26 protein-coding genes are annotated in these 22,748 nt (G+C 58.5%); all 26 read right to left on the bottom strand.

The features are described from left to right. Positions 1-254: 254 nt before the first annotated feature. The 26 genes from ACP15F_RS04550 to ACP15F_RS04425 all read right to left on the bottom strand — a co-directional run bounded on the left by ACP15F_RS04550 (position 255) and on the right by ACP15F_RS04425 (position 22,707). A complete protein-coding gene (locus ACP15F_RS04550) occupies positions 255-869 on the bottom strand; it encodes an NADH-quinone oxidoreductase subunit J (protein WP_424939645.1) in 615 nt (204 codons plus the stop codon). After that, the gene (locus tag ACP15F_RS04545; RefSeq protein ID WP_424939644.1) at positions 866-1,273 is read right to left on the bottom strand and encodes a carboxymuconolactone decarboxylase family protein; all 408 of its coding nucleotides are present in this window, start codon (positions 1,271-1,273) and stop codon (positions 866-868) included. Before ACP15F_RS04545 ends, ACP15F_RS04550 begins: the two co-directional genes overlap by 4 nt. Before the next feature lie 11 nt (positions 1,274-1,284). After that, a complete protein-coding gene (nuoI, locus tag ACP15F_RS04540; RefSeq protein WP_247090314.1) occupies positions 1,285-1,776 on the bottom strand; it encodes an NADH-quinone oxidoreductase subunit NuoI in 492 nt (163 codons plus the stop codon). A gap of 3 nt (positions 1,777-1,779) precedes the next feature. Further along, the gene (gene nuoH / locus ACP15F_RS04535; protein ID WP_424939643.1) at positions 1,780-2,817 is read right to left on the bottom strand and encodes an NADH-quinone oxidoreductase subunit NuoH; all 1,038 of its coding nucleotides are present in this window, start codon (positions 2,815-2,817) and stop codon (positions 1,780-1,782) included. Between the two features lie 14 nt (positions 2,818-2,831). Then, entirely contained in the window at positions 2,832-3,563 is a 732-nt protein-coding gene (locus ACP15F_RS04530) for a hypothetical protein (RefSeq protein WP_424939642.1), read from the bottom strand. A gap of 17 nt (positions 3,564-3,580) precedes the next feature. Beyond that, complete coding sequence (nuoG, locus tag ACP15F_RS04525; RefSeq protein WP_424939641.1) at positions 3,581-5,599, bottom strand: NADH-quinone oxidoreductase subunit NuoG; 2,019 nt, start codon at positions 5,597-5,599, stop codon at positions 3,581-3,583. A gap of 59 nt (positions 5,600-5,658) precedes the next feature. After that, the gene (locus ACP15F_RS04520) at positions 5,659-6,078 is read right to left on the bottom strand and encodes a DUF5333 domain-containing protein (RefSeq protein WP_424939640.1); all 420 of its coding nucleotides are present in this window, start codon (positions 6,076-6,078) and stop codon (positions 5,659-5,661) included. Positions 6,079-6,199: 121 nt separating this feature from the next. After that, positions 6,200-6,658, bottom strand: a complete 459-nt coding sequence (locus tag ACP15F_RS04515) for a hypothetical protein (RefSeq protein ID WP_424939639.1) — start codon at positions 6,656-6,658, stop codon at positions 6,200-6,202. 4 nt (positions 6,659-6,662) lie between these two features. Then, positions 6,663-7,958 carry an NADH-quinone oxidoreductase subunit NuoF gene (nuoF, locus tag ACP15F_RS04510; RefSeq protein WP_424939638.1) on the bottom strand — a complete coding sequence of 432 codons (1,296 nt, stop codon included), beginning with the start codon at positions 7,956-7,958 and terminating at the stop codon, positions 6,663-6,665. 6 nt (positions 7,959-7,964) lie between these two features. Continuing rightward, complete coding sequence (locus ACP15F_RS04505) at positions 7,965-8,189, bottom strand: DUF5337 domain-containing protein (RefSeq protein WP_424939637.1); 225 nt, start codon at positions 8,187-8,189, stop codon at positions 7,965-7,967. A 9-nt stretch (positions 8,190-8,198) separates the two neighbouring features. Continuing rightward, entirely contained in the window at positions 8,199-9,035 is an 837-nt protein-coding gene (locus ACP15F_RS04500; RefSeq protein WP_424939636.1) for an NADH:quinone oxidoreductase, read from the bottom strand. Positions 9,036-9,164: 129 nt separating this feature from the next. Continuing rightward, positions 9,165-10,349 (bottom strand): NADH-quinone oxidoreductase subunit E, encoded by a 1,185-nt coding sequence (locus ACP15F_RS04495; protein ID WP_424939635.1) that lies wholly within the window; start codon positions 10,347-10,349, stop codon positions 9,165-9,167. Next, a complete protein-coding gene (locus ACP15F_RS04490; protein ID WP_424940940.1) occupies positions 10,349-11,569 on the bottom strand; it encodes an NADH-quinone oxidoreductase subunit D in 1,221 nt (406 codons plus the stop codon). Before ACP15F_RS04490 ends, ACP15F_RS04495 begins: the two co-directional genes overlap by 1 nt. Next, a complete protein-coding gene (locus ACP15F_RS04485; RefSeq protein ID WP_424939634.1) occupies positions 11,569-12,426 on the bottom strand; it encodes a sulfotransferase in 858 nt (285 codons plus the stop codon). Before ACP15F_RS04485 ends, ACP15F_RS04490 begins: the two co-directional genes overlap by 1 nt. A 5-nt stretch (positions 12,427-12,431) precedes the next feature. After that, positions 12,432-13,043 (bottom strand): NADH-quinone oxidoreductase subunit C, encoded by a 612-nt coding sequence (locus tag ACP15F_RS04480; RefSeq protein ID WP_424939633.1) that lies wholly within the window; start codon positions 13,041-13,043, stop codon positions 12,432-12,434. A gap of 3 nt (positions 13,044-13,046) precedes the next feature. Then, entirely contained in the window at positions 13,047-13,580 is a 534-nt protein-coding gene (locus ACP15F_RS04475; RefSeq protein WP_108855999.1) for a NuoB/complex I 20 kDa subunit family protein, read from the bottom strand. Continuing rightward, on the bottom strand, positions 13,571-13,936 hold the full coding sequence (locus ACP15F_RS04470; protein ID WP_133489503.1) for an NADH-quinone oxidoreductase subunit A: 366 nt from the start codon (positions 13,934-13,936) through the stop codon (positions 13,571-13,573). The genes ACP15F_RS04475 and ACP15F_RS04470 overlap by 10 nt, the downstream gene beginning before the upstream one ends. Before the next feature lie 313 nt (positions 13,937-14,249). Continuing rightward, positions 14,250-14,615 (bottom strand): hypothetical protein, encoded by a 366-nt coding sequence (locus ACP15F_RS04465; protein WP_424939632.1) that lies wholly within the window; start codon positions 14,613-14,615, stop codon positions 14,250-14,252. 17 nt (positions 14,616-14,632) lie between these two features. After that, the gene (locus ACP15F_RS04460; RefSeq protein WP_424939631.1) at positions 14,633-15,415 is read right to left on the bottom strand and encodes a crotonase/enoyl-CoA hydratase family protein; all 783 of its coding nucleotides are present in this window, start codon (positions 15,413-15,415) and stop codon (positions 14,633-14,635) included. A 2-nt stretch (positions 15,416-15,417) separates the two neighbouring features. After that, entirely contained in the window at positions 15,418-16,272 is an 855-nt protein-coding gene (locus ACP15F_RS04455; protein ID WP_424939630.1) for a hydroxymethylglutaryl-CoA lyase, read from the bottom strand. A gap of 3 nt (positions 16,273-16,275) precedes the next feature. Beyond that, the gene (locus tag ACP15F_RS04450; protein WP_424939629.1) at positions 16,276-16,953 is read right to left on the bottom strand and encodes a glutathione S-transferase family protein; all 678 of its coding nucleotides are present in this window, start codon (positions 16,951-16,953) and stop codon (positions 16,276-16,278) included. After that, the gene (locus ACP15F_RS04445; RefSeq protein WP_424939628.1) at positions 16,950-18,890 is read right to left on the bottom strand and encodes an acetyl/propionyl/methylcrotonyl-CoA carboxylase subunit alpha; all 1,941 of its coding nucleotides are present in this window, start codon (positions 18,888-18,890) and stop codon (positions 16,950-16,952) included. The genes ACP15F_RS04450 and ACP15F_RS04445 overlap by 4 nt, the downstream gene beginning before the upstream one ends. Positions 18,891-18,960: 70 nt before the next feature. Further along, positions 18,961-19,401 carry a thermonuclease family protein gene (locus ACP15F_RS04440; protein WP_424939627.1) on the bottom strand — a complete coding sequence of 147 codons (441 nt, stop codon included), beginning with the start codon at positions 19,399-19,401 and terminating at the stop codon, positions 18,961-18,963. A gap of 3 nt (positions 19,402-19,404) precedes the next feature. Next, a complete protein-coding gene (locus ACP15F_RS04435; RefSeq protein WP_424939626.1) occupies positions 19,405-21,009 on the bottom strand; it encodes a carboxyl transferase domain-containing protein in 1,605 nt (534 codons plus the stop codon). A gap of 1 nt (position 21,010) precedes the next feature. Continuing rightward, complete coding sequence (locus ACP15F_RS04430) at positions 21,011-21,547, bottom strand: lysozyme inhibitor LprI family protein (protein ID WP_424939625.1); 537 nt, start codon at positions 21,545-21,547, stop codon at positions 21,011-21,013. Beyond that, a complete protein-coding gene (locus ACP15F_RS04425; RefSeq protein ID WP_424939624.1) occupies positions 21,547-22,707 on the bottom strand; it encodes an isovaleryl-CoA dehydrogenase in 1,161 nt (386 codons plus the stop codon). Before ACP15F_RS04425 ends, ACP15F_RS04430 begins: the two co-directional genes overlap by 1 nt. Positions 22,708-22,748: the final 41 nt, after the last annotated feature.

Below are 22,748 nucleotides of genomic sequence, written 5' to 3'. Positions count from 1 at the left end.
GGTAGAGCTGTGCTGCATTGGTTCCGCACCACCGAAATCTTTCGAAAAACCAACTAGCGGAGAATCCAGCTGCTGTTTCCGCGTCCAAAAAACCTGGCCGTTGCAAAGGATTGGATCCGAACCCACAGATTCCGACAGCGAAACATGTTCGTTAACTTCGACGCCGTCGAGCGTGAACTTCGGGGCTTCATCCCGAACGAAACAGACCTCCGCATTCGCCGCAGTCGATGAAGCTAGTAGAGCAAGCATCAGTTTCACAGCCCCTGCCCCGGTTTCACGTCGATGATCTCCATCGCTTTGGCCGGGTCGCGGTGCATCTGGGCCATGACGTTCTGGCGCTTCACGTTTGTGCGGTGGCGCAGGGTCAGGACGATGGCGCCGATCATGGCGACCAGCAGGATCAGACCTGCCAGTTGGAAGAGCAGGATGTATTGGGTGTAAAGGATCTGGCCCAGAGCCTCGGTGTTATGGGCCACATCCAGTGCGGGGGTGACGGCTGCACGTGCGGCGTCGGCCCCGTCGGCAAACTGCCAGACGCCGAAGATCGTACCCAGTTCCATCAGAAGGATCACACCGATCAGAAGCGCCAGCGGCAGAGATTTCGACATCTCGGCCTTAAGGGCAGCGAAGTCCACGTCCAGCATCATCACGACGAACAGGAACAGAACCGCGACCGCGCCCACATAGACGATCATCAACAGCATCGCCACGAACTCGGCGCCCAGCAGGACAAACAGGCCCGTTGCGCCGATGAAGGCAGTGATCAGCCACAGGACCGAGTGGACGGGGTTTCTTGCCATTACGGTAAAGAACCCGCCGACCACGGTGGTCAGGGCAAAGAGGTAAAAGGCGAAATCGGCAACGCTCATGCGTTCCCCTCCTCGTTTTCGGCAAAGACGGCTTGCGCTTCTTCAAGCGCCCGGTTCATCGCCGGCAGGCCGCCCAACATGGACATTTGATAGATCACTTCCGCGATCTCTTTTTCAGTTGCGCCTGCTTCCAAAGCATGGCGCACGGTCACTTTCAGCTGAGGCCCGGCCTGCGCGCCCGCCGCCACCAGCCCGGCAAGGGCCACCAGCATGCGGGTTTTCGTGTCCAGACCATCCTTGTTGAAGGCATTGCCAAACATCATGTCCATCATGTCTTTCGGCATGGTGGGCATCAGCTTGTCCAGACCCTCGGGAACGAACTTCTCGAGCGCGGGGTTGAAGGCGCGGAGCATCAAGGTGCCCTGCTCCAGCATTTCAGCGTATTTTTTGGAAAAGTCGTTCATGGGATCATTCCTCAGCGATAAGGCGCATCAAGTTCGATGTTGCGCGCGATTTCGGCTTCCCAGCGTTCGCCGTTCTCAAGCAGTTTTGCTTTGTCATAGAACAGCTCTTCACGGGTTTCCGTCGCGAACTCGAAATTCGGACCTTCGACAATCGCATCCACCGGGCAGGCTTCTTGGCAGAAACCGCAATAGATGCATTTGGTCATGTCGATGTCATAGCGCGTGGTGCGGCGCGAGCCATCATCGCGGGGTTCCGCGTCGATGGTGATCGCTTGGGCGGGGCAGATTGCCTCGCAGAGTTTACAGGCGATGCAGCGCTCTTCCCCGTTGGGATAGCGGCGCAGCGCGTGTTCACCGCGGAAACGCGGAGACAGCGGGCCCTTTTCGAACGGGTAGTTGATCGTTGCCTTCTTCGAGAAGAAGTATTTCAGCCCCAGCTGGAACCCTTTGATGAAGTCCGTCAGCAGGAAGTACTTCGTTGCGCGTGCGTAATCAAATGCCATTGATCAGCCCCCCACAGTCCAGCGGGCATAAGCGCCCCAGAATGCCCCGTATTGGGCGAAGAAAGCGACCAGCACGACCCAGCCCAGCGACAGCGGCAGGAAGACTTTCCAGCCAATGCGCATCAGTTGGTCATAGCGGTAGCGCGGCGTGATGGCCTTCACCATCGAGAAGACGAAGAAGAAGAAGAAGATCTTCGCAAACAGCCACAGGATGCCATCCGGCAGGCCTTCCACAGGCGACAGCCAGCCACCGAAGAACAGGATCGAGATCAGCGTACACATCAGAACGATGGCCACATATTCACCGATCATGAACAGCAGGAACGGGGTCGACGAGTATTCAACCTGATAACCAGCCACCAGTTCGGATTCTGCTTCCGGAAGGTCAAACGGCGGGCGGTTGGTTTCCGCCAGAGCCGAGATCAGGAACAGGAAGACCATCGGGAAGTGCGGCAACCAGTACCAGCTCAGCAGGCCAGCGCCGTCTTGTGCATTCACGATGTCACCGAAGTTCATCGACCCGGTCGAGATGATCACACCGATGATGATCAGGCCGATCGAGACTTCGTAAGAAATCATCTGAGCTGCCGAGCGCAGCGAGCCAAGGAACGGGTATTTCGAGTTCGAGGCCCAGCCGCCCATGATCACGCCGTACACCTCAAGCGAGGAAACCGCGAAGACGAACAGGATCGCCACGTTCACATCGGCCAGAACCCAGCCGTCGTTGAACGGGATTACCGCCCAAGCCACCATCGCCAAGACGAAGCTCAACATCGGCGCCAGCATGAAGACAAACCGGTCCGCGCCAGCAGGTACCACGATTTCCTTCAGTACGTATTTCAGGAAATCCGCGAAGGATTGCAGCACGCCAAACGCACCAACCACGTTGGGGCCTTTACGCAGCTGAACAGCTGCCCAGACCTTGCGGTCAAAATAGAGCAGAAAGGCCAGCGCCACCAGAAGTGGGACCACGATCAGCAGACACTGACCAATGATCAAAAGCGCGATGCCTAAGTTTGTTGTGGTGAAGAATTCATACATTTCTCTTCATGCCCTCAGACCGTAGGTATTCCGTTTTCAAAGCAACTCTGGGCCGTCACCGCCGCGTCGATGGTGATCAAGCCGTCTGGAAGTGTCTCGGACACCCAAAAGACAGACTTGCCAGTCCAGATGCTATCTTTCTGTGTCACGCTCGTCAGGACGTGCCGGGCGAACCCATAGCCGCGACTAAGCGTGTATTGTGCGGCGGCACATTCTGCATATGCCGCGACATTTTCGTTATGAACTTCGCCTTCAAGGCGCACATTGATCTGAACCAAGTCATCGTCCAGACGTTCGGTCTGGATCCCCAGATACGAAATGCCCCATGCGGGATCTTCTTCCGCAACCGTTTCACGATCGTCTTCGGTCAGTCCAGCAGCGCTCGCTGTGACGGTGCTTGCCGCTTTGTTGGCGGGCTTTTCTTCGGTGACGCCCATTTCTTCAGCGACGGCTTTCTGGCTTGGTGATTTCGCCCACCAGCACCCAGCCGGTTTCTTCGCCCGCTGGTTTTCCGATGTGTAAAGAACAGTCCGGTCGCCGTTCGCCAGATCATCTGCAGAAGAATCCACAGTTTGTTCGACCAGTCCGCCATTCGATGCAGGGACCGAACAATCGCCAAGACCAACCGCGTTCTTCATAGTCCCGCCCACGCGATCAAGAACAGCGCAAGACGACAGGACGGTGGCAATTGCCATCGCGCCCAGCAGCCGCCGATACAATGTTGCTTTGATCGTAAGAGAGGTCATGTTCTGCACGGGTCCCGTTATTCAGCTGCCAAAGGTGTTGCGCGATTGCGAGCCATCGCCGACAGCTCGGCCATAACTTCCGAGGCACGTGCAATCGGGTTCGTCAGATAGAAATCCCCAATCACATAGCGGAACGATGCGTTGCCCATCTTCTCGACCGGCAATGCCTGCCATTCGTTTTCTGCCACCTGATCCACCCCGCCCAGAACCGGAGCGGCTTCGACCATTGCGCGGCGCAGGCCGGCTTGGGTGTCCCAAGGCAGGGTCGCACCCAGCTCAGCCGACAGCGCACGCAGGATCGCCCAGTTTTCCTTGGCCTCGCCCGGTGCAAAGTTGGCGCGCAGGGCAACCTGCGGTCGACCTTCGGTGTTCACGAACAGGCCGCTTTCCTCGGTATAGGCAGCGCCCGGCAGGATCACATCGGCGCGCATTGCACCGCGGTCGCCATGGCTACCCTGATAGATCACGAACGGACCGTCTGCGATCTCGATCTCGTCGGAACCCATGTTGAAGATGACGTCAGCACCAGCAGTCGCAGTGTCCATGCCACCTTCGGTAACAGCGCCCAGATCCATAGCGCCAACGCGGCCGGCGGCAGTGTGCAGGATCATCAGCTTGGAACCCGTGTCCTCGGCCAGTTTCATGGCATTCGAAAGAACGGCCAGACCATCAGCTTCACGCAGGGCACCCTGCCCGACGATCACGACGGAGGGTGCGTCTTTCACAGCGCCATAGTCCTTGCCCACGATGCTTTCCAGCGCGGCGCGGTCATTCCCGACATGCGCATAATCATAGGTCAGATCGACGGCTTCACCGACCAGACCGACTTCGGCACCTTTCAGCCACGCTTTACGGATGCGCGCATTCAGAACCGGAGCTTCGACCCGCGGGTTGGTGCCGATCAACTGAATGAACTTGGCACTGTCGATGTCTTCGATCGATGCAGTACCCACGTAACCGGAACGGTTGCCAATTGGCAGACGCGCGTTGTCGGTGCGGCATTCCACATTGCCACCCAGACCTTCAATCAAGGTCTTCAGGCTGAACGTCGCCTCGGCAGACGCCAGATCACCGATCAGGCCGGCAACCTTGGTCGCACCCTTCATCGCTTCGGCAGTTTTCGTCAGAGCCTCCCCCCAGGTGGCTTTGCGCAATTTGCCGTTTTCGCGGATATAAGGCGTGTCCAAACGCTGACGACGCAGACCGTCCCAGATGAAACGCGTCTTGTCGGAAATCCATTCTTCATTCACGCCGTCATGGTTGCGCGGCAGCACACGCATGACTTCGCGGCCCTTGGTGTCCACGCGGATGTTTGATCCAAGCGCGTCCATCACGTCGATGGTCTCGGTCTTGGTCAGTTCCCACGGGCGGGCGGTGAAGGCGTAAGGTTTCGAAGTCAGAGCACCGACCGGGCAGAGGTCGATGATGTTGCCCTGAAGATTGCTGTCCAGTGTCTGGTTCAGATAGCTTGTGATCTCGGCATCTTCACCGCGACCGGTTTGGCCCATCTGCGTGATACCTGCGATTTCCGAGGTAAAGCGAACGCAGCGCGTACAGCTGATGCAGCGGGTCATCGCGGTGCCAACCAACGGACCCAGATCCAGATCGTCGACCGAGCGCTTCATCTCGTTAAAACGCGTTCCGGACATGCCATAAGCCATGGCCTGATCCTGAAGGTCGCATTCGCCGCCCTGATCGCAAATCGGACAATCCAGCGGGTGGTTGATCAGCATGAACTCCATCACGCCTTCGCGGGCCTTCTTGACCATGGGCGAGTTGGTTTTCACGACCGGAGGTTGCCCTTCCGGACCGGGGCGCAGATCGCGCACCTGCATGGCACAGGAGGCTGCGGGCTTGGGCGGACCGCCCACGACCTCGACCAGACACATGCGGCAGTTACCCGCAATCGACAGACGCTCGTGATAGCAGAAACGCGGAACCTCGATCCCGGCCACTTCACATGCCTGGATCAGCGTCATCGCGCCGTCCACTTCGACTTCCAGTTCGTCAATGACGATCTTTTTCAGGTCGCTCATCACGGTCCCTTTTTCGTTCCATGGGCCGGTGTTTTCACCGTGCCCACACATTCATGCCCTCAGCGCTCGTATAGTAACGAGCCCGCAAAAGAGCGTTTTTCAATCTCGGCACGACCAACCGTGCAATAGGTTTCTTCCTGCCCCTTCACGACGCCCTTGCTGGCCAAAAGAGGCTCGGCAATCGCGCGGAAACGGTCTTGTTCGGTTTCGCTGTCCACATAGGCCATGACCTCGTTGGTCGTGTACCCGAGTGATACAGCGTGCTTGCGCAGCGAAAACGCTTTGTTCAGAAGGCGCAGCTTTCGCAGCCCCAGTTCCGAGCAGTTCTCATCCAGCAAATAGGCGACGGACGCGCCCAAAAGTTCGTTGTGCATCCGGCTATCAGTGCGCAGCGTGCCATAGTCGGTGGCCGAAGCCATCCCAGCGCCAGCAAAAGCCGTCAGAGCGGCGGCCAGAGAAACAGTGCGAATACTCATCATGACAAATCTCCTTTGTTCACAAAGGAGATGGGGACGACGGGCGTTGTCATGCAATAACAACACGCCGAAACGGACGCAAAAGCGCCTGTATTCAGTGGGTTATGCATTCCAACAATCTTCATCATGCACAGACCTTCGGCAGATGAACATAACCGTCCTCGGTCACGAAAACCGGAGCCAACATTTCTTCAGGCTGCATTGTCCGGCCGATCAGTGTGCAGGCCTGCGTGGCCACGTCAAACAGTGTCGTAAGGTTTGCGGCAGCTTCTGCACACGTTGTCACGGGGACGTCCTGCCCCTTCAAGCTAAGCAGCGTGATCCCACCCTGTTCAATATCCGTGTCCTGCAACTCGGCAGACTGGGTGTCGTCGCCGGTGCAGACAAGCGCCATGCCGGCTCCTGCCGCATAATTGGCGAACCGATAGTGATAGGTAACACCCGATTTCTCGATCTGACCATCCTCACCCGACGACAGATCGTACTGCGTCTTTGGCAGCGGAATTGTGCGTGTGTTACAGGCAGAAAGGTTTAGCACAAGTGCCGTTCCCAAAAGCGCGCCTATGTACTTCGATTGAACCATGTACTTACTCAGCAGCGATGCTGACCTTTCCTTGCTTGTTCACACGAATGCGATCTTCGATCTCGTCGCGGAAGTTACGGATCAGACCCTGGATCGGCCATGCAGCCGCGTCCCCCAGAGCACAGATGGTGTGGCCTTCGACCTGCTTGGTCACATCCCACAGCATGTCGATTTCCTCGACATCGGCCTCGCCCTTCACCAGACGATCCATCACGCGCATCATCCAGCCAGTGCCTTCACGGCACGGCGTACACTGGCCGCAGCTTTCGTGTTTGTAGAATTTAGACAGACGCCAGATGGCTTTGATGATGTCGGTGGATTGGTCCATGACGATCACAGCAGCGGTGCCAAGGCCCGAGCCCAGCTCGCCACGCAGATAGTCGAAGTCCATGATCGCATCGCGCATGTTCTCAGCACGTACGCAAGGCACTGAGGATCCGCCCGGAATAACGGCTTTCAGATTGTCCCAGCCGCCGCGAATGCCGCCGCAATGCTTTTCAATCAACTCTTCAAAACTGATCGACATGGCCTCTTCGACAACACAGGGGTTGTTCACATGGCCCGAAATGCCAAACAGCTTTGTGCCCGCATTGTTCGGACGACCAAAGCCCGCGAACCATTCAGGTCCACGACGCAGGATGGTCGGTACGACAGCGATGCTTTCTACGTTGTTCACGGTGGTCGGGCAGCCATAAAGACCCGCACCCGCAGGGAAAGGAGGCTTCATGCGCGGCATGCCCTTCTTGCCTTCAAGGCTCTCGATCAGCGCAGTTTCTTCACCGCAAATATAAGCGCCTGCCCCGTGATGCAGGAACAGGTCGAAATCCCAGCCGGACTTCGCAGCGTTCTTGCCCAGAAGACCCGCGTCATAAGCTTCGTCGATGGCCGCTTGCAGAGCTTCACGCTCGCGGATGAACTCGCCACGGATATAGATGTAGGCAGTGTTGGCGCCCATCGCGAAGGACGCGATCAGCGCGCCTTCAATCAGCGTGTGCGGATCATGGCGCATGATCTCGCGGTCTTTACAGGTGCCGGGCTCGGATTCGTCGGCGTTGATCACCAGATAAGCCGGACGTCCGTCGCTTTCTTTCGGCATAAAGGACCACTTCAGGCCAGTCGGGAAACCCGCCCCGCCACGACCACGCAGGCCCGAGGCTTTCATCTGCTCAACGATCCAGTCGCGGCCATTTTTGATGATCCCGGCCGTGCCGTCCCAGTGGCCGCGCTGCTTCGCGCCCGCAAGGGTGCGGTCGTGCATGCCGTAAAGGTTGGTAAAGATCCGGTCTTTATCCTGCAGCATTCGCTCTTATCCTTCATCCGTCTGGCGGTTACGCCAGATCCGATACGTTACGACCAGTCCGAAAACGAACCCGGCCAGTGCCAACATATCCACCAAAGCCATAGTCCGAATGGACCAGCCAAGGCTGTTGCCAGCGAAAGTGCCCCCGACCCACAACAGACCGGTCGCTGCGATGACGATTGCCGCCAAACGCCCCTGCCGAGTCGAGTTATTCTGTGGGTCGGTTGCCATTTCCATTCCTTAATAGACCTTGCCCTTTTTGACCTTGGACGCGAATTCGGTCTCACCGCCCTCAGCCAGGATCTTGGCCTGTTCTACCCAGCCGTCCCGTTCGATCCGGCCTTTGAAGCTTAGGTTGTCATCAACCCAAGAAATCTCGTCTGCGCCCCATTTGGCGATCTGGTCAAAATGCCAGAACCCTAGACCATTCAGGGTTTGTTCAAGCTTCGGGCCTACGCCCTTCAACTGTTTCAGGTCATCTGCTCCAGCCTTGCGCGGAGCTTTCAGCGTGCGGGGCTTTTTAGGCTTTCCTGTAGGTTCAGCAGGTGCCGCAGCCTTGGCAGCAGGCTTCTTAGCCGCCGCTTTCTTGGCAGGTGCCTTTTTCGCAGGTGCCTTTTTTGCAGCTGTCTTCTTGGCTGCAGGTTTGGCCTTGGCAGATTTCGCAGCCGGCGCCGCTACAGGCTTGCTTACCTCAGCAACGGGAGCCTCTGCAGCGACCGGAGCCGCATCTTCGGTTGATGGGGCCTCTTCTGCCACATCGGCAAATTTTGCAGGCTCCATCGCTTCGGCCGTGGTTGATGCATCCGCAGTCGAAGCATCCGTAGCTGCGGCCGGAGCTGCCATCGCTTCGGCATCTGCCGTGACGCTTGCAGGAACAGCAGGCGAAGGCTGTGCGGCTGCCGCTTCAATCTCGCTGCAGAATAGCTTGTGCAAGAAGAAGCCCAAAGCCACTGCGGCAATCACACCGACGATCAAACCGATGATCCCCGAGATCATCAGAAACAGTGCAAATCCGATCAGCCCGCCGATAATCCAGCAGGTCCGTTTGCAGGTAAAAAATCCGGTATTGTTACTCATTGTCCCTTATCCCTGTTGTTGATGTTGGACACACTTATTGAACGCACAGGTGCGGTGGCATTTTGCTGCCTTCTCATACACTTATGATCTGTTACGTTCACGAACATACCTGAATTTCCTACGCGGTGCTTAGTAGACCTTGCCCTTTTTGACCTTGGACGAGAACTCGGTCTCGCCACCTTCTGCCAGTGTTTTGGCTTGCTCTACCCAGCCGTCGCGCTCAATCCGTCCTTTGAAGGACAGTTGATCGTCGACCCAGGCAATCTCGTCTGCACCCCATTTGGCGATCTGGTCAAAATGCCAGAAGCCAAGGCCGTTCAGGACACCTTCCAGCTTGGGGCCAACGCCCTTTAACTGCTTCAGATCATCCGCGCCCGACTTACGGGCAGCCTTCAGGGTACGTGGTTTCTTCGCCTTACCGGTGGCTGCAGGGGCAGCTTCGGCTTTTGTCGCCTTCGCAGGCGCTTTTGCGGCGGTTTTCTTCGGTGCGGCCTTCTTCGGCGCAGCTTTCTTAGCAGCCGGTTTGGTCTGCTGAGCAGCCGTCTTGCCGGTCTCGGGCGCTTTCGGCGTCGGCGCAGCAGCGTTGCGGCCAGCCACGACACCGTCTTTTCCGATCCACGGCGTCAGAAGCGGAACTTCGGTGCCGTCGATGCGCTTGACCGTGTCACCGATGTCGGTGGCCAGCTGAACCGACGCGTTATACTGCGTCTTTCCGCTGTCATACTCGGTCAACGAGGTCAGACCCGACAGAGGTTCTGCCGCATAGCGACCGTTCTGCGGGCCCGGCGTCGGCACTTTGCCAGCGCGAAGCTCGTCCACGATCTTTGCAAAGCTCTCGGATGTCAGATCTTCGTAATAGTCCTTACCGATCTGAGCCATCGGTGCGTTGGTGCACGATCCAAGGCACTCGACCTCTTCCCAGCTCAGCTTGCCGTCATCCGAGACGACATGCGGTTTGTCGGCAATCTTCTCGCGGCAAATGGCGATCAGGTCTTCCGCGCCACAGATCATGCAGCCAGTGGTGCCACAAATCTGGATATGCGCAACAGATCCAACAGGTTGCAGCTGGAACATGAAATAGAACGAGGCGACTTCCAGCACGCGGATATACGCCATGCCCAGCATGTCAGCCACAGCCTCAATCGCGGGCTTGGTCAGCCAGCCTTCTTGCTCCTGTGCTCGCCACAGAAGCGGGATCACCGCCGAGGCTTGGCGCCCCTCGGGATATTTCGTGATCTGCCCTTCCGCCCAAGCAAGGTTGGCGGGCGTGAAAGCGAAGCTTTCGGGCTGTTCATGATGCAAACGGCGGAGCATTAGCGGTCGATCTCCCCAAACACGACGTCCATGGTGCCGATGATGGCAGCGACGTCAGCCAGTTGGTGGCCACCGGCCACATAGTCCATTGCCTGAAGATGAAGGAACCCAGGCGCGCGAATTTTCGAGCGGTAGGGTTTGTTCGATCCGTCCGACACCAGATAGACGCCGAATTCGCCCTTGGGCGCTTCGACGGCGGCATACACTTCACCTTCAGGCAGTTTGAAACCTTCGGTGTAGAGCTTGAAGTGATGGATCAGGCTTTCCATCGACTGTTTCATGTCGCTGCGCTTGGGCGGGGTCAGCTTGCCACGGGCCAGCACATCGCCCTGCCCTTCGGGGGCACGCAGTTTTTCAACACATTGCAGAATGATCGACAGCGACTGACGCATCTCTTCCATGCGGACTAGGTAACGGTCATAGCAATCGCCGTTTTTGCCGACGGGGATTTGGAACTCGAACTCGTCATAGCATTCATAGGGCTGCGCGCGCCGCAAATCCCATGCCAAACCGGATCCACGGACCATCACGCCCGAGAAGCCCCATTCCAGAATGTCCTGTTCGTTCACCACACCGATATCAGCGTTCCGCTGCTTGAAGATGCGGTTTTCGGTCAGAAGCTCGTCCAGATCCTTGATCCGCGACGGGAAATGATGCGCCCACGTCTCGATATCGTCGATCAGCTCGGGTGGCAGGTCCTGATGGACACCACCGGGGCGGAAATAGGCTGCGTGTAGACGGGCACCACAGGCGCGTTCGTAAAAGCCCATCAGCGCTTCGCGTTCAACAAAGCCCCAAAGCGGCGGGGTCAACGCACCGACGTCCATCGCTTGCGTGGTGATGTTCAGAAGGTGGTTCAGAATACGGCCAATTTCCGAATACAGCACGCGGATCAGCTGACCACGGCGCGGAACCTCGACACCGGCCAATTTCTCGATCGCCAGACACCAAGCGTGTTCCTGGTTCATCGGGGCCACATAGTCCAGACGGTCGAAATACGGCAGGTTCTGCAGATAGGTGCGGCTTTCCATCAGCTTTTCGGTGCCACGGTGCAGAAGGCCGATATGCGGGTCAGCCCGTTCGACAATCTCGCCATCCAGCTCAAGCACCATGCGCAGCACGCCGTGTGCTGCCGGGTGCTGAGGCCCGAAGTTGATGTTAAAGTTTCGGATCTTCTGTTCGCCGGTCATGGCGTCTTCGAAGTCTTTGGATCCGTCCATCATACGCTCACCATCTTCTGGGTCCATTCCGACGGAAGCTCACCCATGAACTTCTCGACGAAATTGTATTGCGGTTTAAGGGCTGCCTGAAGTTGGGCCCGTTGGGCCGCAGGCAAATCGGCCGACACACTGCGATGCACCACACGTTCGTATTGTGCTGGTTCCGGAGTGATCCCCAGAAAGGCACAAAGGCGCGCGATGGCGTCAGGCGTGAACAGCCGTTCGTAAAATTCAATGTGAAACATCTCGGTCGGCATGGCCGCGCTGAGACGATTCAGGGTGCGGCGATAGTTCGATCGCTCTAGGATATTCGTGGCCGTTCCGTCCAGAACGCCCTTGATCTTGGCGTCCAACTTGGCGCGTCCGCCCTGCCCTGCAACCATGCGAATGTTCGACCAGATGCGCTCTACGGGATCGCGCATCAGATAAACAAAGCGCACCTTGTCGGTCAGGCTTGCCATTGCACGGAATGTTGCTTCTTTCAGCATCCCATAGGCAGGCGTGAAGTCCCCGATCAGCTTGGCATCGCCCGAGGCTTTCTGGACAAAGTTCAGATAGGCGTCGTCGTCACGGGTTTTCCCATCGAACGTGTTCAGCCAGTCTTCACCATCCTTCAGCAGGCGTTTCTGATGCGGCTTCGGATTGTCGTCCGCAGCCAGTTTGGCACGCACGCCTTCCATCCGCTCTTCAAGCTGCTTGCGGTGCCACGCACCGCTGCCATGCTCAAGCGCGTCGAAATAGTGAAGCTCCTTCACGGCCGGAAGCTGACACTCCCGGTGCGAATTGAGGTAGTCGTACAGCCAGCTCGTGCCAGCCTTCGTCGCCCCAACGCAGAATATGAAGGTTTGCCCACTCATCAGGTTCAGCCTTTGGCCTCTTCCGTTTTCTCGTCACCGGGCAGGATATAGTTTGCACCTTCCCACGGGGACATGAAGTCGAACTGTCGATATTCCTGAGTCAGCGTCACGGGTTCATAGACCACACGTTTCTCGACCTCGTCATAGCGCACTTCGGTATAACCTGTGGTCGGGAAATCCTTGCGCAGCGGGAAGCCGCGGAAACCATAGTCGGTCAGGATGCGACGCAAATCCGGGTGACCTGTGAACAGGATCCCGAACATGTCGAAGACTTCACGCTCGAACCAGTTTGCGGATTTATGGACCTCAGTGATCGAGGGCACCATCTCGTCCTCGCGCACGGCCACTTTAACACGGATGCGCTGGTTCGTGTACATCGACAGGAAGTGATAAACCACATCGAAACGCGCTTCACGTTCGGGCAGGTCGACAGCGGTGATATCCACCAGCGTCGAGAACTTGCACGCGTTGTCCGTCTTCAGAAATTCGATGAAAGACGGAATGCCCGACAGCGGCACATGCATGCTCAGCTCACCAAGGGTGACATCCCAGTTCAGGACACAGTCGGGGCGCTTGGCCTCGATGGTGGCGCCAAGTTCGTTCAGGGCTTCGCTCATCGCTTACCTCACAATCGTGCCGGTACGGCGGATTTTGCGTTGCAGCTGCAGGATGCCGTACAGCAGCGCCTCTGCGGTCGGGGGGCAGCCGGGGACGTAAACGTCCACGGGCACGATGCGGTCACAGCCGCGCACCACCGAATAGGAATAGTGATAATACCCACCGCCATTTGCACAGGATCCCATCGAGATCACGTAGCGCGGATCAGGCATCTGATCGTACACCTTGCGCAGCGCCGGGGCCATTTTGTTGGTCAGCGTGCCAGCGACGATCATCAGGTCCGACTGACGCGGGGAGGCACGCGGGGCGGTCCCGAAACGCTCAAGGTCATAGTGGGCCATCGCCGAGTGCATCATCTCAACCGCGCAGCAGGCCAGACCAAAGGTCATCCAGTGCAGCGACCCGGTACGGGCCCAGTTGATGATGTCATCCGTGGTGGTCAGCAGAAAGCCCTTGTCGGCCAGCTGATCATTCAGAAGACGGGTCGCGTGTTCGCGGTCACCGCCAGCCGTGTTGGCTCCAGTCATCACTCCCATTCGAGCGCCCCTTTCTTCCATTCATAGGCAAAGCCGATCGTTAGAACGGCCAGGAACACCATCATCGACCAGAAACCGACCAACCCGACATCCTTGAAGGCCACGGCCCAAGGGAACAGGAAGGCAATTTCGAGATCGAAAATGATGAACAGGATCGCGACCAGATAAAACCGGCTGTCAAACTTCATCCGGGCGTCATCAAAAGCATTGAAGCCGCATTCGTAAGCGCTGAGTTTTTCAGGGTCGGGATTGCGGACTGCCAGCACGACGGCGGCGAGGATCAGAACGAGTCCGATTACAATGGCGAGTCCGAGGAAAATGATGATGGGGAGGTATTCCCGGAGAAGATCTTCCACGTGTGGCTCCTTTTAAAGCGGCGGGGCCGCCTTTCACTAGCTATGTGCGGTTTACCGCCGCACCGTTGCAGGGTCAACCAACAGGCGCTCGCATTCAAACACTTGAATGAGATGTGTTGCCGCAGAGAGCGGTGCGTGGAATAGCGTTGTAAGAAAGGGGTCTGAGCCTGATTGGAGAGGTTTTCAGGCCGATAATTTCCATCACGCGTTAATCAAATTTCACACCAATGCGCCCTAAAAATTGCGCATGTGCAGCATTCGCGGAAGTTGGAAGCGCGAAAAAAGAGACTCACCGGCTTGAAATGATCGCGCCTTATCCTATCGCCAATCGCAGTGCCGTTAGCGTCAACACGACAGTGACCGGCCCCCAAAGCAAGCGCTCTGCCCGCGACGGAGTGGCCAGATTGGCGATGGTGGTTGCAATCGTGACGGCAAATGCTGCCCAAAAGGTCCAGATCGGCAGTTCGGACACGATGCCAGCCCGTGCTGCCATCGCCGTTCCCATGAATGCCAGAAGCGCGCCCTGCCCGATAGCCGCTACGCGCATTCCAGCAGGCAAGCGACCGCGCCAATGGCCTCCGTTCGCCAGATGCCCCCAGGGTGCGCCCAAAGCCATGCAGGCTTGGAAGCACACGAGGACGGCGATCAATGCGATGTATATCCAGCCAGCCCAAATCATGGGCAGAGCCTAGCAGATCACGCCCAGCTTGGCTTCTCTTTTGCGAAGAAGGCCGCGATGCCTTCCTGAGCCTCGGCGCTTTCCCAACGGGCGACCAGACCAGCGATGGTTTCGTCGATGATCTCTTCCGTGATGGGTGGGCCAAGGCGACGGGCCAAGGCTTTGGCTTCGGCCACCGCGCCGGGAGCCACGGACAGGTAAGGTTTCACTTCAGCCTCAACGGCCGCGTCCAGATCTTCCGGCGCAACTGCCTTGGCCAGCAGGCCCAGCGTCACGGCTTCATCTGCATTGAAAATACGCGCCGACATGAAGACGCGACGTGCCATCGCCTCGCCCAGACGGGCCAGCACGTAGGGGCCGATCGTGGCCGGGATCAGGCCCAGACGGGTCTCGGTCAAGCCGAACTTTGCCCCCTGAACACCAATCGACACGTCAGATACCGAAGCCATGCCAACTCCGCCGCCAAACGCCTGCCCCTGCACCTTTGCAATTAAGGGCTTGGGCATTTCATTCAATGCATTCAACATCATAGCCAGCTTCTTGGCCTCGACCCCACGGGTCACAGGGTCCGCGGCCATCTGGTCCTGCATCCAGCGCAGATCACCGCCCGCACAGAAGCTTTTGCCATCACCGGTCAGGATGACAACACGTACCGCATCATCTGCGCCCAACTTGTGGGCCGCGTCTGTCAGCTCCTCAATCATCTGCGCCGACATGGCGTTGTGCTTGTCCGCACGATCTAGAAGCAGCGTCGCCACACCACGTTCATCCGTGGTGATTGAAATGGTTTCGTATCCCATGTTTAGTCCCCTGCCCGCATTTGCCGCGCCATCACGGCGGCTTTTTCAAGAATGTCCCGGTCCAACCCGGTCGCGTAGCCCAGCGCGGTCACGCGGTCATGCACCGCTTCGGTCGCCACATTGCCCTGCGCGCCCGGCGCATAGGGGCAGCCGCCCAGCCCGCCGACGGCGGCGTCAAACACGCGAATGCCTTTGGCCAAGGACGCCTCGACATTGTCGCAAGCCCGTCCGCTGGTGTCGTGGTAATGACCTGCGAATTTCGCCGCCTCGCCTTCGCCCAGCACCGCATCCAGCATGGTCGAGATGCTCTCTGGCGTCGCCTGCCCAATCGTGTCGCCCAGCGAGATTTCATAGCAGCCCATGGCCAGTAGCTCTTTGGCGACCCATGCAACCTGCGCAGGGTCGGTTGGCCCGTCATAGGGGCAATCCGTCACGCAGGAGATATAGCCGCGCATGGGAAGGCCCGCTGCCTTGGCGGCCTCGGCCACCGGCTGAAAACGCTCAAGGCTTTCGGCGATGGTGCAGTTGATGTTGGCCTTCGAGAACCCTTCCGAGGCCGAGCCAAAGATGGCAATCTCGTCGGCTTTTGCTGCCACAGCCCCTTCAAAGCCCCGCATGTTCGGGGTCAGGGCTGCATAGGATATGCCCGGTGTGCGGGTAATGCCTGCCAGAACGTCGGCGCTGTCGGCCATTTGCGGCACCCATTTGGGGCTGACAAAACTGGCAATCTCGATCCGCTTGAAGCCGGCCCCTGACAACAGATCGACCAGAGCGATCTTTTCCTCGGTCGGGATCTGGCGCTTTTCGTTTTGCAGCCCGTCGCGCGGGCCAACTTCGAAAATTTCGACGTATTCCATGACTTATTCCTCTGGCACAGGATAGAAATCCTGCGCGTAAAACCTCTGTTCGCCTTCACGAGCGATCACACGTTGATAGGACGGCAAAGCTTCGACCCGCGCCTTGTAGGCGGTGACATTCGGGAACTCGTCCAGCTTCACATAGTAAGGTGCGGCGAAGATGTTGAACCCCATCATGATGTCCGCCGCCGAAAAGCCGCGATCCAGCAGCCACTCGCGGCCGTCTAGATGCTTCTCAAGACCCGCCAGCGTGTGACGCAACCGCGCGACGTTGATCTTGATCACAACCGGGCTGGGTTTGACCGGAGGTCGCAAGAACACCATTTGCATATTCAGCTGCTCGATCAGACTGGCCATGGTTTCCGTATAGTGAATCCACTGCAGATAATCGGTGCGTTCAGGCTGCCCGGGGGCCACGCCCAGCTCGGGCGCATAGGTCTCTGTCAGGTATTCGACGATGGCACCGCTTTCCGACATGGTGATGTCACCGATTTCCAACGCCGGAATTCGGGTCGCAGGAGACACCTTGCGCAGGTCGCTTTCGAACATCTCGCGCGAGCCGATCTTGTATTCGACCACCTCGAGCGTCTCGCCCAGTTTCTCCTCCAGCCCGATCTCTTCAATCAGCCAGAGGACGCGTACCGAGCGGCCATATTGAACGTGATGCAGGCGGAAGGTCATGCGTCTTCCTCTTCGTCTTCCAGACGGATCAGCGGCGCGCCAGCTTCCACTTGATCGCCATCGGCACACAGCACTTCGGCAACCACACCATCGCGTGCTGCTTCCAGCGAATGCTCCATCTTCATGGCTTCAAGGATCGCAAGGCGATCGCCTTCCTTTACCTCTTGGCCAGCAGTTGCGAACACAGCTTTAACCAGACCCGGCATCGGGGCTTCAATCACGCCAGCACCGGCACCCACACCCGCGTCCTGATCCAGAGGGTCAGATACGTAGAATTCCAGCCCTGACTGCGCAAAGACCGTTACCACGTTGCCGGCCTTGGCAACGCGCGGACCACGATCGCCGCCCATTTTCCACTGGCCGTTCAAACACAGCGCTTCGATCTGGTCATCGCCAACAGTGATCATGTGACGATCGGCGCCGTACGAGGTCACGACCACGTCGAACTGCTCTTCCGCATGGGTCAGAGTTACGAAATGGTTCTGACCACCCCACAGGGTAAAGCCGGTGCCTTCGCGTTTCAGCAGGTCCAGTGCACAAAGGGCAGCGGCACCAATGTCGCTAAGGCTGGGGCCGGGTTCGGCGGTCAGTGCCTCAAGATCGCGCTCGATCAGGCCTGTGTCCACGTCACCCTTGGCAAACCCTTCGTGGCGTGTCAGGGCACCAAGGAAGGCCAAGTTTGTGACCGATCCAGCCACTTCCGTATGCGACAGAGCCGACGAAAGCATCCGCAGCGCAGCAGCGCGCGATCCCGCATGTACCGTCAACTTGGCAATCATCGGGTCATAGAATGGGCTGATCGTGTCCCCTGCCCTCACGCCGGTATCGGCACGTGCGCCTTCTGGGAATTTCAGATGAGACAGCGTGCCAGTCGCGGGAAGGAATCCCTTAGGTACGTCTTCTGCATAAAGGCGGGCTTCAAACGAATGGCCGGTGATGGTCAGTTCATCTTGCTGTTGCGGCAGACCTTCGCCCGACGCCACACGCAGTTGCCATTCGACCAGATCGACGCCGGTGATGGCTTCAGTCACGGGGTGTTCTACCTGCAGGCGGGTGTTCATTTCCATGAACCAGAACCCGTCGGTGCGCAGACCATTGGCACCATCCACGATGAACTCAACTGTGCCTGCACCCTTGTATCCGATGGCCTCGGCCGCGCGGACGCCCGCCATACCCATTGCTTCGCGGACTTCCTCGGTCATGCCGGGGGCCGGGGCTTCTTCGATCACCTTCTGGTGGCGACGTTGCAGCGAACAATCGCGCTCAAACAGGTGCACCGCATGGGTACCGTCGCCAAAGACCTGTACCTCGATATGGCGCGGAGACAGGATGTATTTCTCGACCAGCACATCGGCATTGCCAAAAGCGGTCTGGGCTTCGCCCTGAGCAGATGCCAGAGCATCCGCAAAATCCGCCGGATCATCAACGCGACGCATCCCCTTACCGCCGCCACCTGCGACGGCCTTGATCAGCACCGGATACCCCATCTTATCCGCCTCGGCGGCCAGAAGCGCAGGATCCTGATCTTCGCCGTGATAGCCCGGAACGACGGGCACACCCGCGTCCACCATCAGTTTCTTGGCGGCATCTTTCAGACCCATCTTACGGATCGCATCCGCCGAGGGACCGATGAAAGTCAAACCAGCCTTTTCAACCGCGTCCACGAAGTCGGGGTTTTCCGACAGGAAACCATAGCCGGGGTGAATGCCCTGTGCGCCAGTGTCCAGTGCGGCCTGGATGATCCGATCACCCAGCAGATAGGACTGTGCGGGCTGGGGCGGGCCGATATGCACTGCCTCGTCCGCCAGCTTAACGTGGCGCGAGTTCGCATCCGCATCCGAATACACAGCCACAGTGGCCACACCCAGCTTGCGGGCGGTGTCGATGACGCGGCAGGCAATCTCGCCGCGGTTTGCAATCAGGATCTTTGTGAACATCTCTGTTCCTCCTTCGGGTGGGGCCCTGCCCCGCTTATGTGGCTCGCCCCGCAAAGGGGCGAAAATTCTGTTATCCGTTCAGGCGCTTGCACCAGTTGATCCGGCTGCCGCGGTCATAGCGCACCGCCAGCCCTTCGCTGATCAACACGTCCCCCACGTCGCGACCGTCGGCGGTCATACGGACCAGCTCACGACCAAACTTGTCGTGACCTTCGTGCTGAAAACTGATGCTGGCCCCATCCACAATCTGACGCAGGCGGGCTGTAGCCCGGTCGCCCAGCGCCTTTTCCGCTGCACAGCCCGGATCCTTGGTTTCCGGCGTGTCAAAGCCAACCAGCCGCGCCGTGCGTTTGCGGTCCGGGCATTTCAGCTCGACCGTATCCCCGTCATAGACATAGCCCAGCCGACAACCGTCAATCTCGCTGACACGCGGCACGGGCGCGATGCGCTCGGCCAGCGTGTAAAAGATCAACAGCGTCAGCCCGCAATATATGACCAGGTTCGTGTCCAAGGCTTACATCCGGAAGACGCCGAACTTGGTTTCTTCGATCGGAGCGTTCAGGGCTGCCAGCAGCGACAGATACAGCACCTCGCGAGATTTGCGCGGGTCGATGATGCCGTCATCCCACAGACGCGCCGAAGCATAGAGCGGGTGGCTCTGCTCTTCGAACATGTCGATGGTGGGCTGCTTGAACGCGGCTTCTTCATCTGCCGACCATTCGCCACCCTGACGCTCGATCGCATCGCGCTTCACGGTTGCCAACACGCCAGCGGCCTGTTCACCACCCATCACGGAAATCCGCGAGTTCGGCCACGACCACATGAAGCGCGGCTGATAGGCGCGCCCGGCCATGCCGTAGTTACCAGCGCCATAAGAGCCGCCCACAACCATCGTCACTTTCGGGACGTTGGTGGTGGCAACAGCCGTCACCATCTTAGCGCCGTGACGGGCGATGCCTTCGTTCTCATACTTCCGGCCCACCATGAAGCCAGTGATGTTTTGCAGGAAGACCAGCGGGATATTGCGCTGGCTGCACAGTTCCACGAAATGCGCGCCTTTCTGCGCAGCTTCCGAGAAGATCACGCCGTTGTTGGCGATGATCCCGATGGGGCAGCCTTTCAGGTGGGCAAAGCCGGTGACCAGCGTTTCGCCAAAGCGCGGCTTGAATTCGTCAAAGCGCGAACCGTCCACGATGCGCATGATCACTTCACGAATGTCATAAGGCGTTTTCAGGTCTGCGGGGACCACGCCCAACAGTTCCTCGGCGTCATAGGCGGGCTCTTCCGGTTCCTGCCATTTCACGGTGGCAGGGCGTTCGCGGTTCAGGCTTTCGACAGCGCGGCGGGCCAGCGCCAGCGCATGCGCGTCGTCTTCGGCCAGATAGTCAGCAACGCCGGACAAGCGCGTGTGCACGTCGCCACCACCAAGGTCTTCGGCCGACACGACCTCGCCCGTTGCGGCCTTCACCAGCGGCGGACCGGCAAGGAAAATCGTGCCCTGCTCTTTCACGATGATGGTCACGTCCGACATTGCCGGCACATATGCACCGCCAGCGGTACAGGACCCCATCACAACCGCGATCTGCGGGATGCCCTTCGCAGACATGCGGGCTTGGTTATAGAAGATGCGGCCAAAGTGGTCGCGATCCGGGAACACCTCGTCCTGCTGCGGCAGGTTCGCGCCGCCGCTGTCGACCAGATAGATACAGGGCAGATTGCACTCTTCCGCGATCTCTTGCGCGCGCAGGTGCTTTTTCACCGTCATCGGGTAATAGGTACCGCCCTTCACGGTCGCATCGTTACAGACGATCATGCATTCCTGACCGTGGACCTGACCGATACCGGCGATCACACCAGCGCAGGGCGCGGCATTGTCGTACATGTCGTGAGCAGCGGTCGCGCCGACCTCAAGGAACGGAGACCCCGGATCCAGCAGGTTCGACACGCGGTCACGCGGCAGCATCTTACCACGGCTCAGGTGACGATCACGGGATTTCTGCCCGCCGCCACCAACAGCGGCCTCGGCAGCATCTGCCACCACTTTCAGGGCGTCCAGATGCCCCTCGCGGTTTGCTTTATACGCCTCGGAACCGGGCGTGGCTTGGGATGTTAGTTTCATCTCAGCATCCTTCGTGGTTGCAGTTCATTTCGAGCCAGCCCTGCGCATCCTGTTCAAGCGACCAAGCTTGGCGGGCGGTCATGTTCAAAAAGCACGAGACACCAGCCGGACCGGCCCCCGTACCATTGCCCCAATGGGAACGGTCATATGCGCAGCTTGCATCGCGGAATGTGATCCACGCGCGCTGCATGTTGCGAAGCGCGTCCGCGCGGCTAGGAACGGTTGCACCAATCTCGGCCATCTCGGCGTCGCTAGCTTTGTAGGCCGCCATCAGAAGCCCATAGACTTGGTTCAGACGCCGATCCCAATCGCGGGCTTCCTGATCCATGCAGGACACCATACCTATGGTGCTATACCCGGCATCATTGGCCTCCATGCAGGTTTCTGCAGCTGCGCCGAAGCACTGATGCGCCTCACCGGTAGAGCCCTTTTCAGCAAGGCAATCGGTGGTTGGCACAAAAGAATAGTCCCAGTCCTGCGCCGCAGCGGGTTGCGCTGCGGCACCAAACAAGATCAATGCGCCAACCAGTATCTTCATTATTGCGCGCTCATCAGCTCGCGACCAATCAGCATGCGGCGGATTTCCGAGGTGCCAGCACCGATTTCCATCAGCTTGGCGTCGCGGAACAGGCGACTGACCGGGGTTTCGTTCATGAAGCCCGCGCCACCCATGGCTTGCACAGCCTGATGCGCCTGTTTCATCGCTTCTTCCGAGGCATAGAGCACACAAGCAGCCGCGTCCTGACGGGTCACTTCACCACGGTCACAGGCTTTGGCAACCTCATAGACGTACGCACGGGCAGAGTTCATCGCGGTGTACATGTCGGCGATTTTCGCCTGCATCAGCTGGAAATCTCCGATCGGGCGACCGAACTGCTTGCGCTCTTTCATGTAGGGCATGATCTCGTCCAGACAGGCGGCCATGATGCCGGTGCCAATGCCCGACAGAACCACACGTTCGTAGTCCAGACCTGACATCAGAACGGCAACGCCTTTGCCTTCTTCGCCCAGTACGTTTTCGAAGGGCACTTCTACGTCTTCAAAGATCAGCTCGGCGGTGTTCGATCCGCGCATGCCCATCTTGTCGAAATGCTCGGATGTCGAGAAACCCTTCATGCCCTTTTCGATGATGAAAGTGGTGATGCCTTTGGGGCCAGCATCCGGGTCGGTCTTGGCGTAGACGACCAGTGTGTCCGCATCCGGGCCGTTGGTGATCCAGAACTTGGTGCCGTTCAGCACGTAATAGCCGTTGCGCTTTTCAGCACGTAGCTTCATGCCCACAACGTCCGAACCAGCGCCTGCTTCCGACATAGCCAGTGCACCGATATGCTCACCCGAACACAGCTTTGGCAGATATTTCGCTTTCTGTTCGTCCGTCGCGTTGCGACGGATCTGGTTCACGCAGAGGTTCGAGTGTGCGCCGTAAGACAGCGACACCGAAGCCGAGGCGCGGGCAATCTCTTCCACTGCGATCACATGCGCCAGATAGGACATGTCCGACCCGCCGTATTCTTCCGGCGTGGTGACACCCAGCAGGCCCAGCTCTCCAAACTCTTTCCACAACTCGTTGGGGAATTCATTTTTCGCATCAACCTCAGCCGCAATCGGCTTGATCCGATCTTGTGCAAAGCGGTGCACCATCTCGCGGATTGCGTTGACGTCTTCGCCCAGGTCGAAATTCATAGAGTTGTTGAACATGGCGGCTTCCTTCCGGATCAGATATTCTGGATCGCATTATT

The organism is Aliiroseovarius sp. S253 (genome assembly GCF_049800855.1).
Classification (GTDB): domain Bacteria; phylum Pseudomonadota; class Alphaproteobacteria; order Rhodobacterales; family Rhodobacteraceae; genus Aliiroseovarius.
This window is presented reverse-complemented; position numbering and strand designations above follow the sequence as displayed.

Bases quoted from the DNA above. Each gene is read 5' to 3' on its own strand.
- nuoH (WP_424939643.1), bottom strand. From the start codon at position 2,817: ATGTATGAATTCTTCACCACAACAAACTTAGGCATCGCGCTTTTGATC.
- ACP15F_RS04530 (WP_424939642.1), bottom strand. From the start codon at position 3,563: ATGACCTCTCTTACGATCAAAGCAACATTGTATCGGCGGCTGCTGGGC.
- ACP15F_RS04460 (WP_424939631.1), bottom strand. From the start codon at position 15,415: ATGGGATACGAAACCATTTCAATCACCACGGATGAACGTGGTGTGGCG.
- ACP15F_RS04485 (WP_424939634.1), bottom strand. From the start codon at position 12,426: ATGAGTGGGCAAACCTTCATATTCTGCGTTGGGGCGACGAAGGCTGGC.
- ACP15F_RS04465 (WP_424939632.1), bottom strand. From the start codon at position 14,615: ATGATTTGGGCTGGCTGGATATACATCGCATTGATCGCCGTCCTCGTG.
- ACP15F_RS04545 (WP_424939644.1), bottom strand. From the start codon at position 1,273: ATGAACGACTTTTCCAAAAAATACGCTGAAATGCTGGAGCAGGGCACC.
- ACP15F_RS04550 (WP_424939645.1), bottom strand. From the start codon at position 869: ATGAGCGTTGCCGATTTCGCCTTTTACCTCTTTGCCCTGACCACCGTG.
- ACP15F_RS04455 (WP_424939630.1), bottom strand. From the start codon at position 16,272: ATGGAATACGTCGAAATTTTCGAAGTTGGCCCGCGCGACGGGCTGCAA.
- ACP15F_RS04520 (WP_424939640.1), bottom strand. From the start codon at position 6,078: ATGATGAGTATTCGCACTGTTTCTCTGGCCGCCGCTCTGACGGCTTTT.
- nuoI (WP_247090314.1), bottom strand. From the start codon at position 1,776: ATGGCATTTGATTACGCACGCGCAACGAAGTACTTCCTGCTGACGGAC.
- ACP15F_RS04495 (WP_424939635.1), bottom strand. From the start codon at position 10,349: ATGCTCCGCCGTTTGCATCATGAACAGCCCGAAAGCTTCGCTTTCACG.
- ACP15F_RS04480 (WP_424939633.1), bottom strand. From the start codon at position 13,043: ATGAGCGAAGCCCTGAACGAACTTGGCGCCACCATCGAGGCCAAGCGC.
- nuoG (WP_424939641.1), bottom strand. From the start codon at position 5,599: ATGAGCGACCTGAAAAAGATCGTCATTGACGAACTGGAAGTCGAAGTG.
- ACP15F_RS04500 (WP_424939636.1), bottom strand. From the start codon at position 9,035: ATGAGTAACAATACCGGATTTTTTACCTGCAAACGGACCTGCTGGATT.
- ACP15F_RS04445 (WP_424939628.1), bottom strand. From the start codon at position 18,890: ATGTTCACAAAGATCCTGATTGCAAACCGCGGCGAGATTGCCTGCCGC.
- ACP15F_RS04505 (WP_424939637.1), bottom strand. From the start codon at position 8,189: ATGGCAACCGACCCACAGAATAACTCGACTCGGCAGGGGCGTTTGGCG.
- ACP15F_RS04425 (WP_424939624.1), bottom strand. From the start codon at position 22,707: ATGTTCAACAACTCTATGAATTTCGACCTGGGCGAAGACGTCAACGCA.
- ACP15F_RS04435 (WP_424939626.1), bottom strand. From the start codon at position 21,009: ATGAAACTAACATCCCAAGCCACGCCCGGTTCCGAGGCGTATAAAGCA.
- ACP15F_RS04450 (WP_424939629.1), bottom strand. From the start codon at position 16,953: ATGACCTTCCGCCTGCATCACGTTCAATATGGCCGCTCGGTACGCGTC.
- nuoF (WP_424939638.1), bottom strand. From the start codon at position 7,958: ATGCTGCAGGATAAAGACCGGATCTTTACCAACCTTTACGGCATGCAC.
- ACP15F_RS04515 (WP_424939639.1), bottom strand. From the start codon at position 6,658: ATGGTTCAATCGAAGTACATAGGCGCGCTTTTGGGAACGGCACTTGTG.
- ACP15F_RS04490 (WP_424940940.1), bottom strand. From the start codon at position 11,569: ATGGACGGATCCAAAGACTTCGAAGACGCCATGACCGGCGAACAGAAG.
- ACP15F_RS04475 (WP_108855999.1), bottom strand. From the start codon at position 13,580: ATGGGAGTGATGACTGGAGCCAACACGGCTGGCGGTGACCGCGAACAC.
- ACP15F_RS04430 (WP_424939625.1), bottom strand. From the start codon at position 21,547: ATGAAGATACTGGTTGGCGCATTGATCTTGTTTGGTGCCGCAGCGCAA.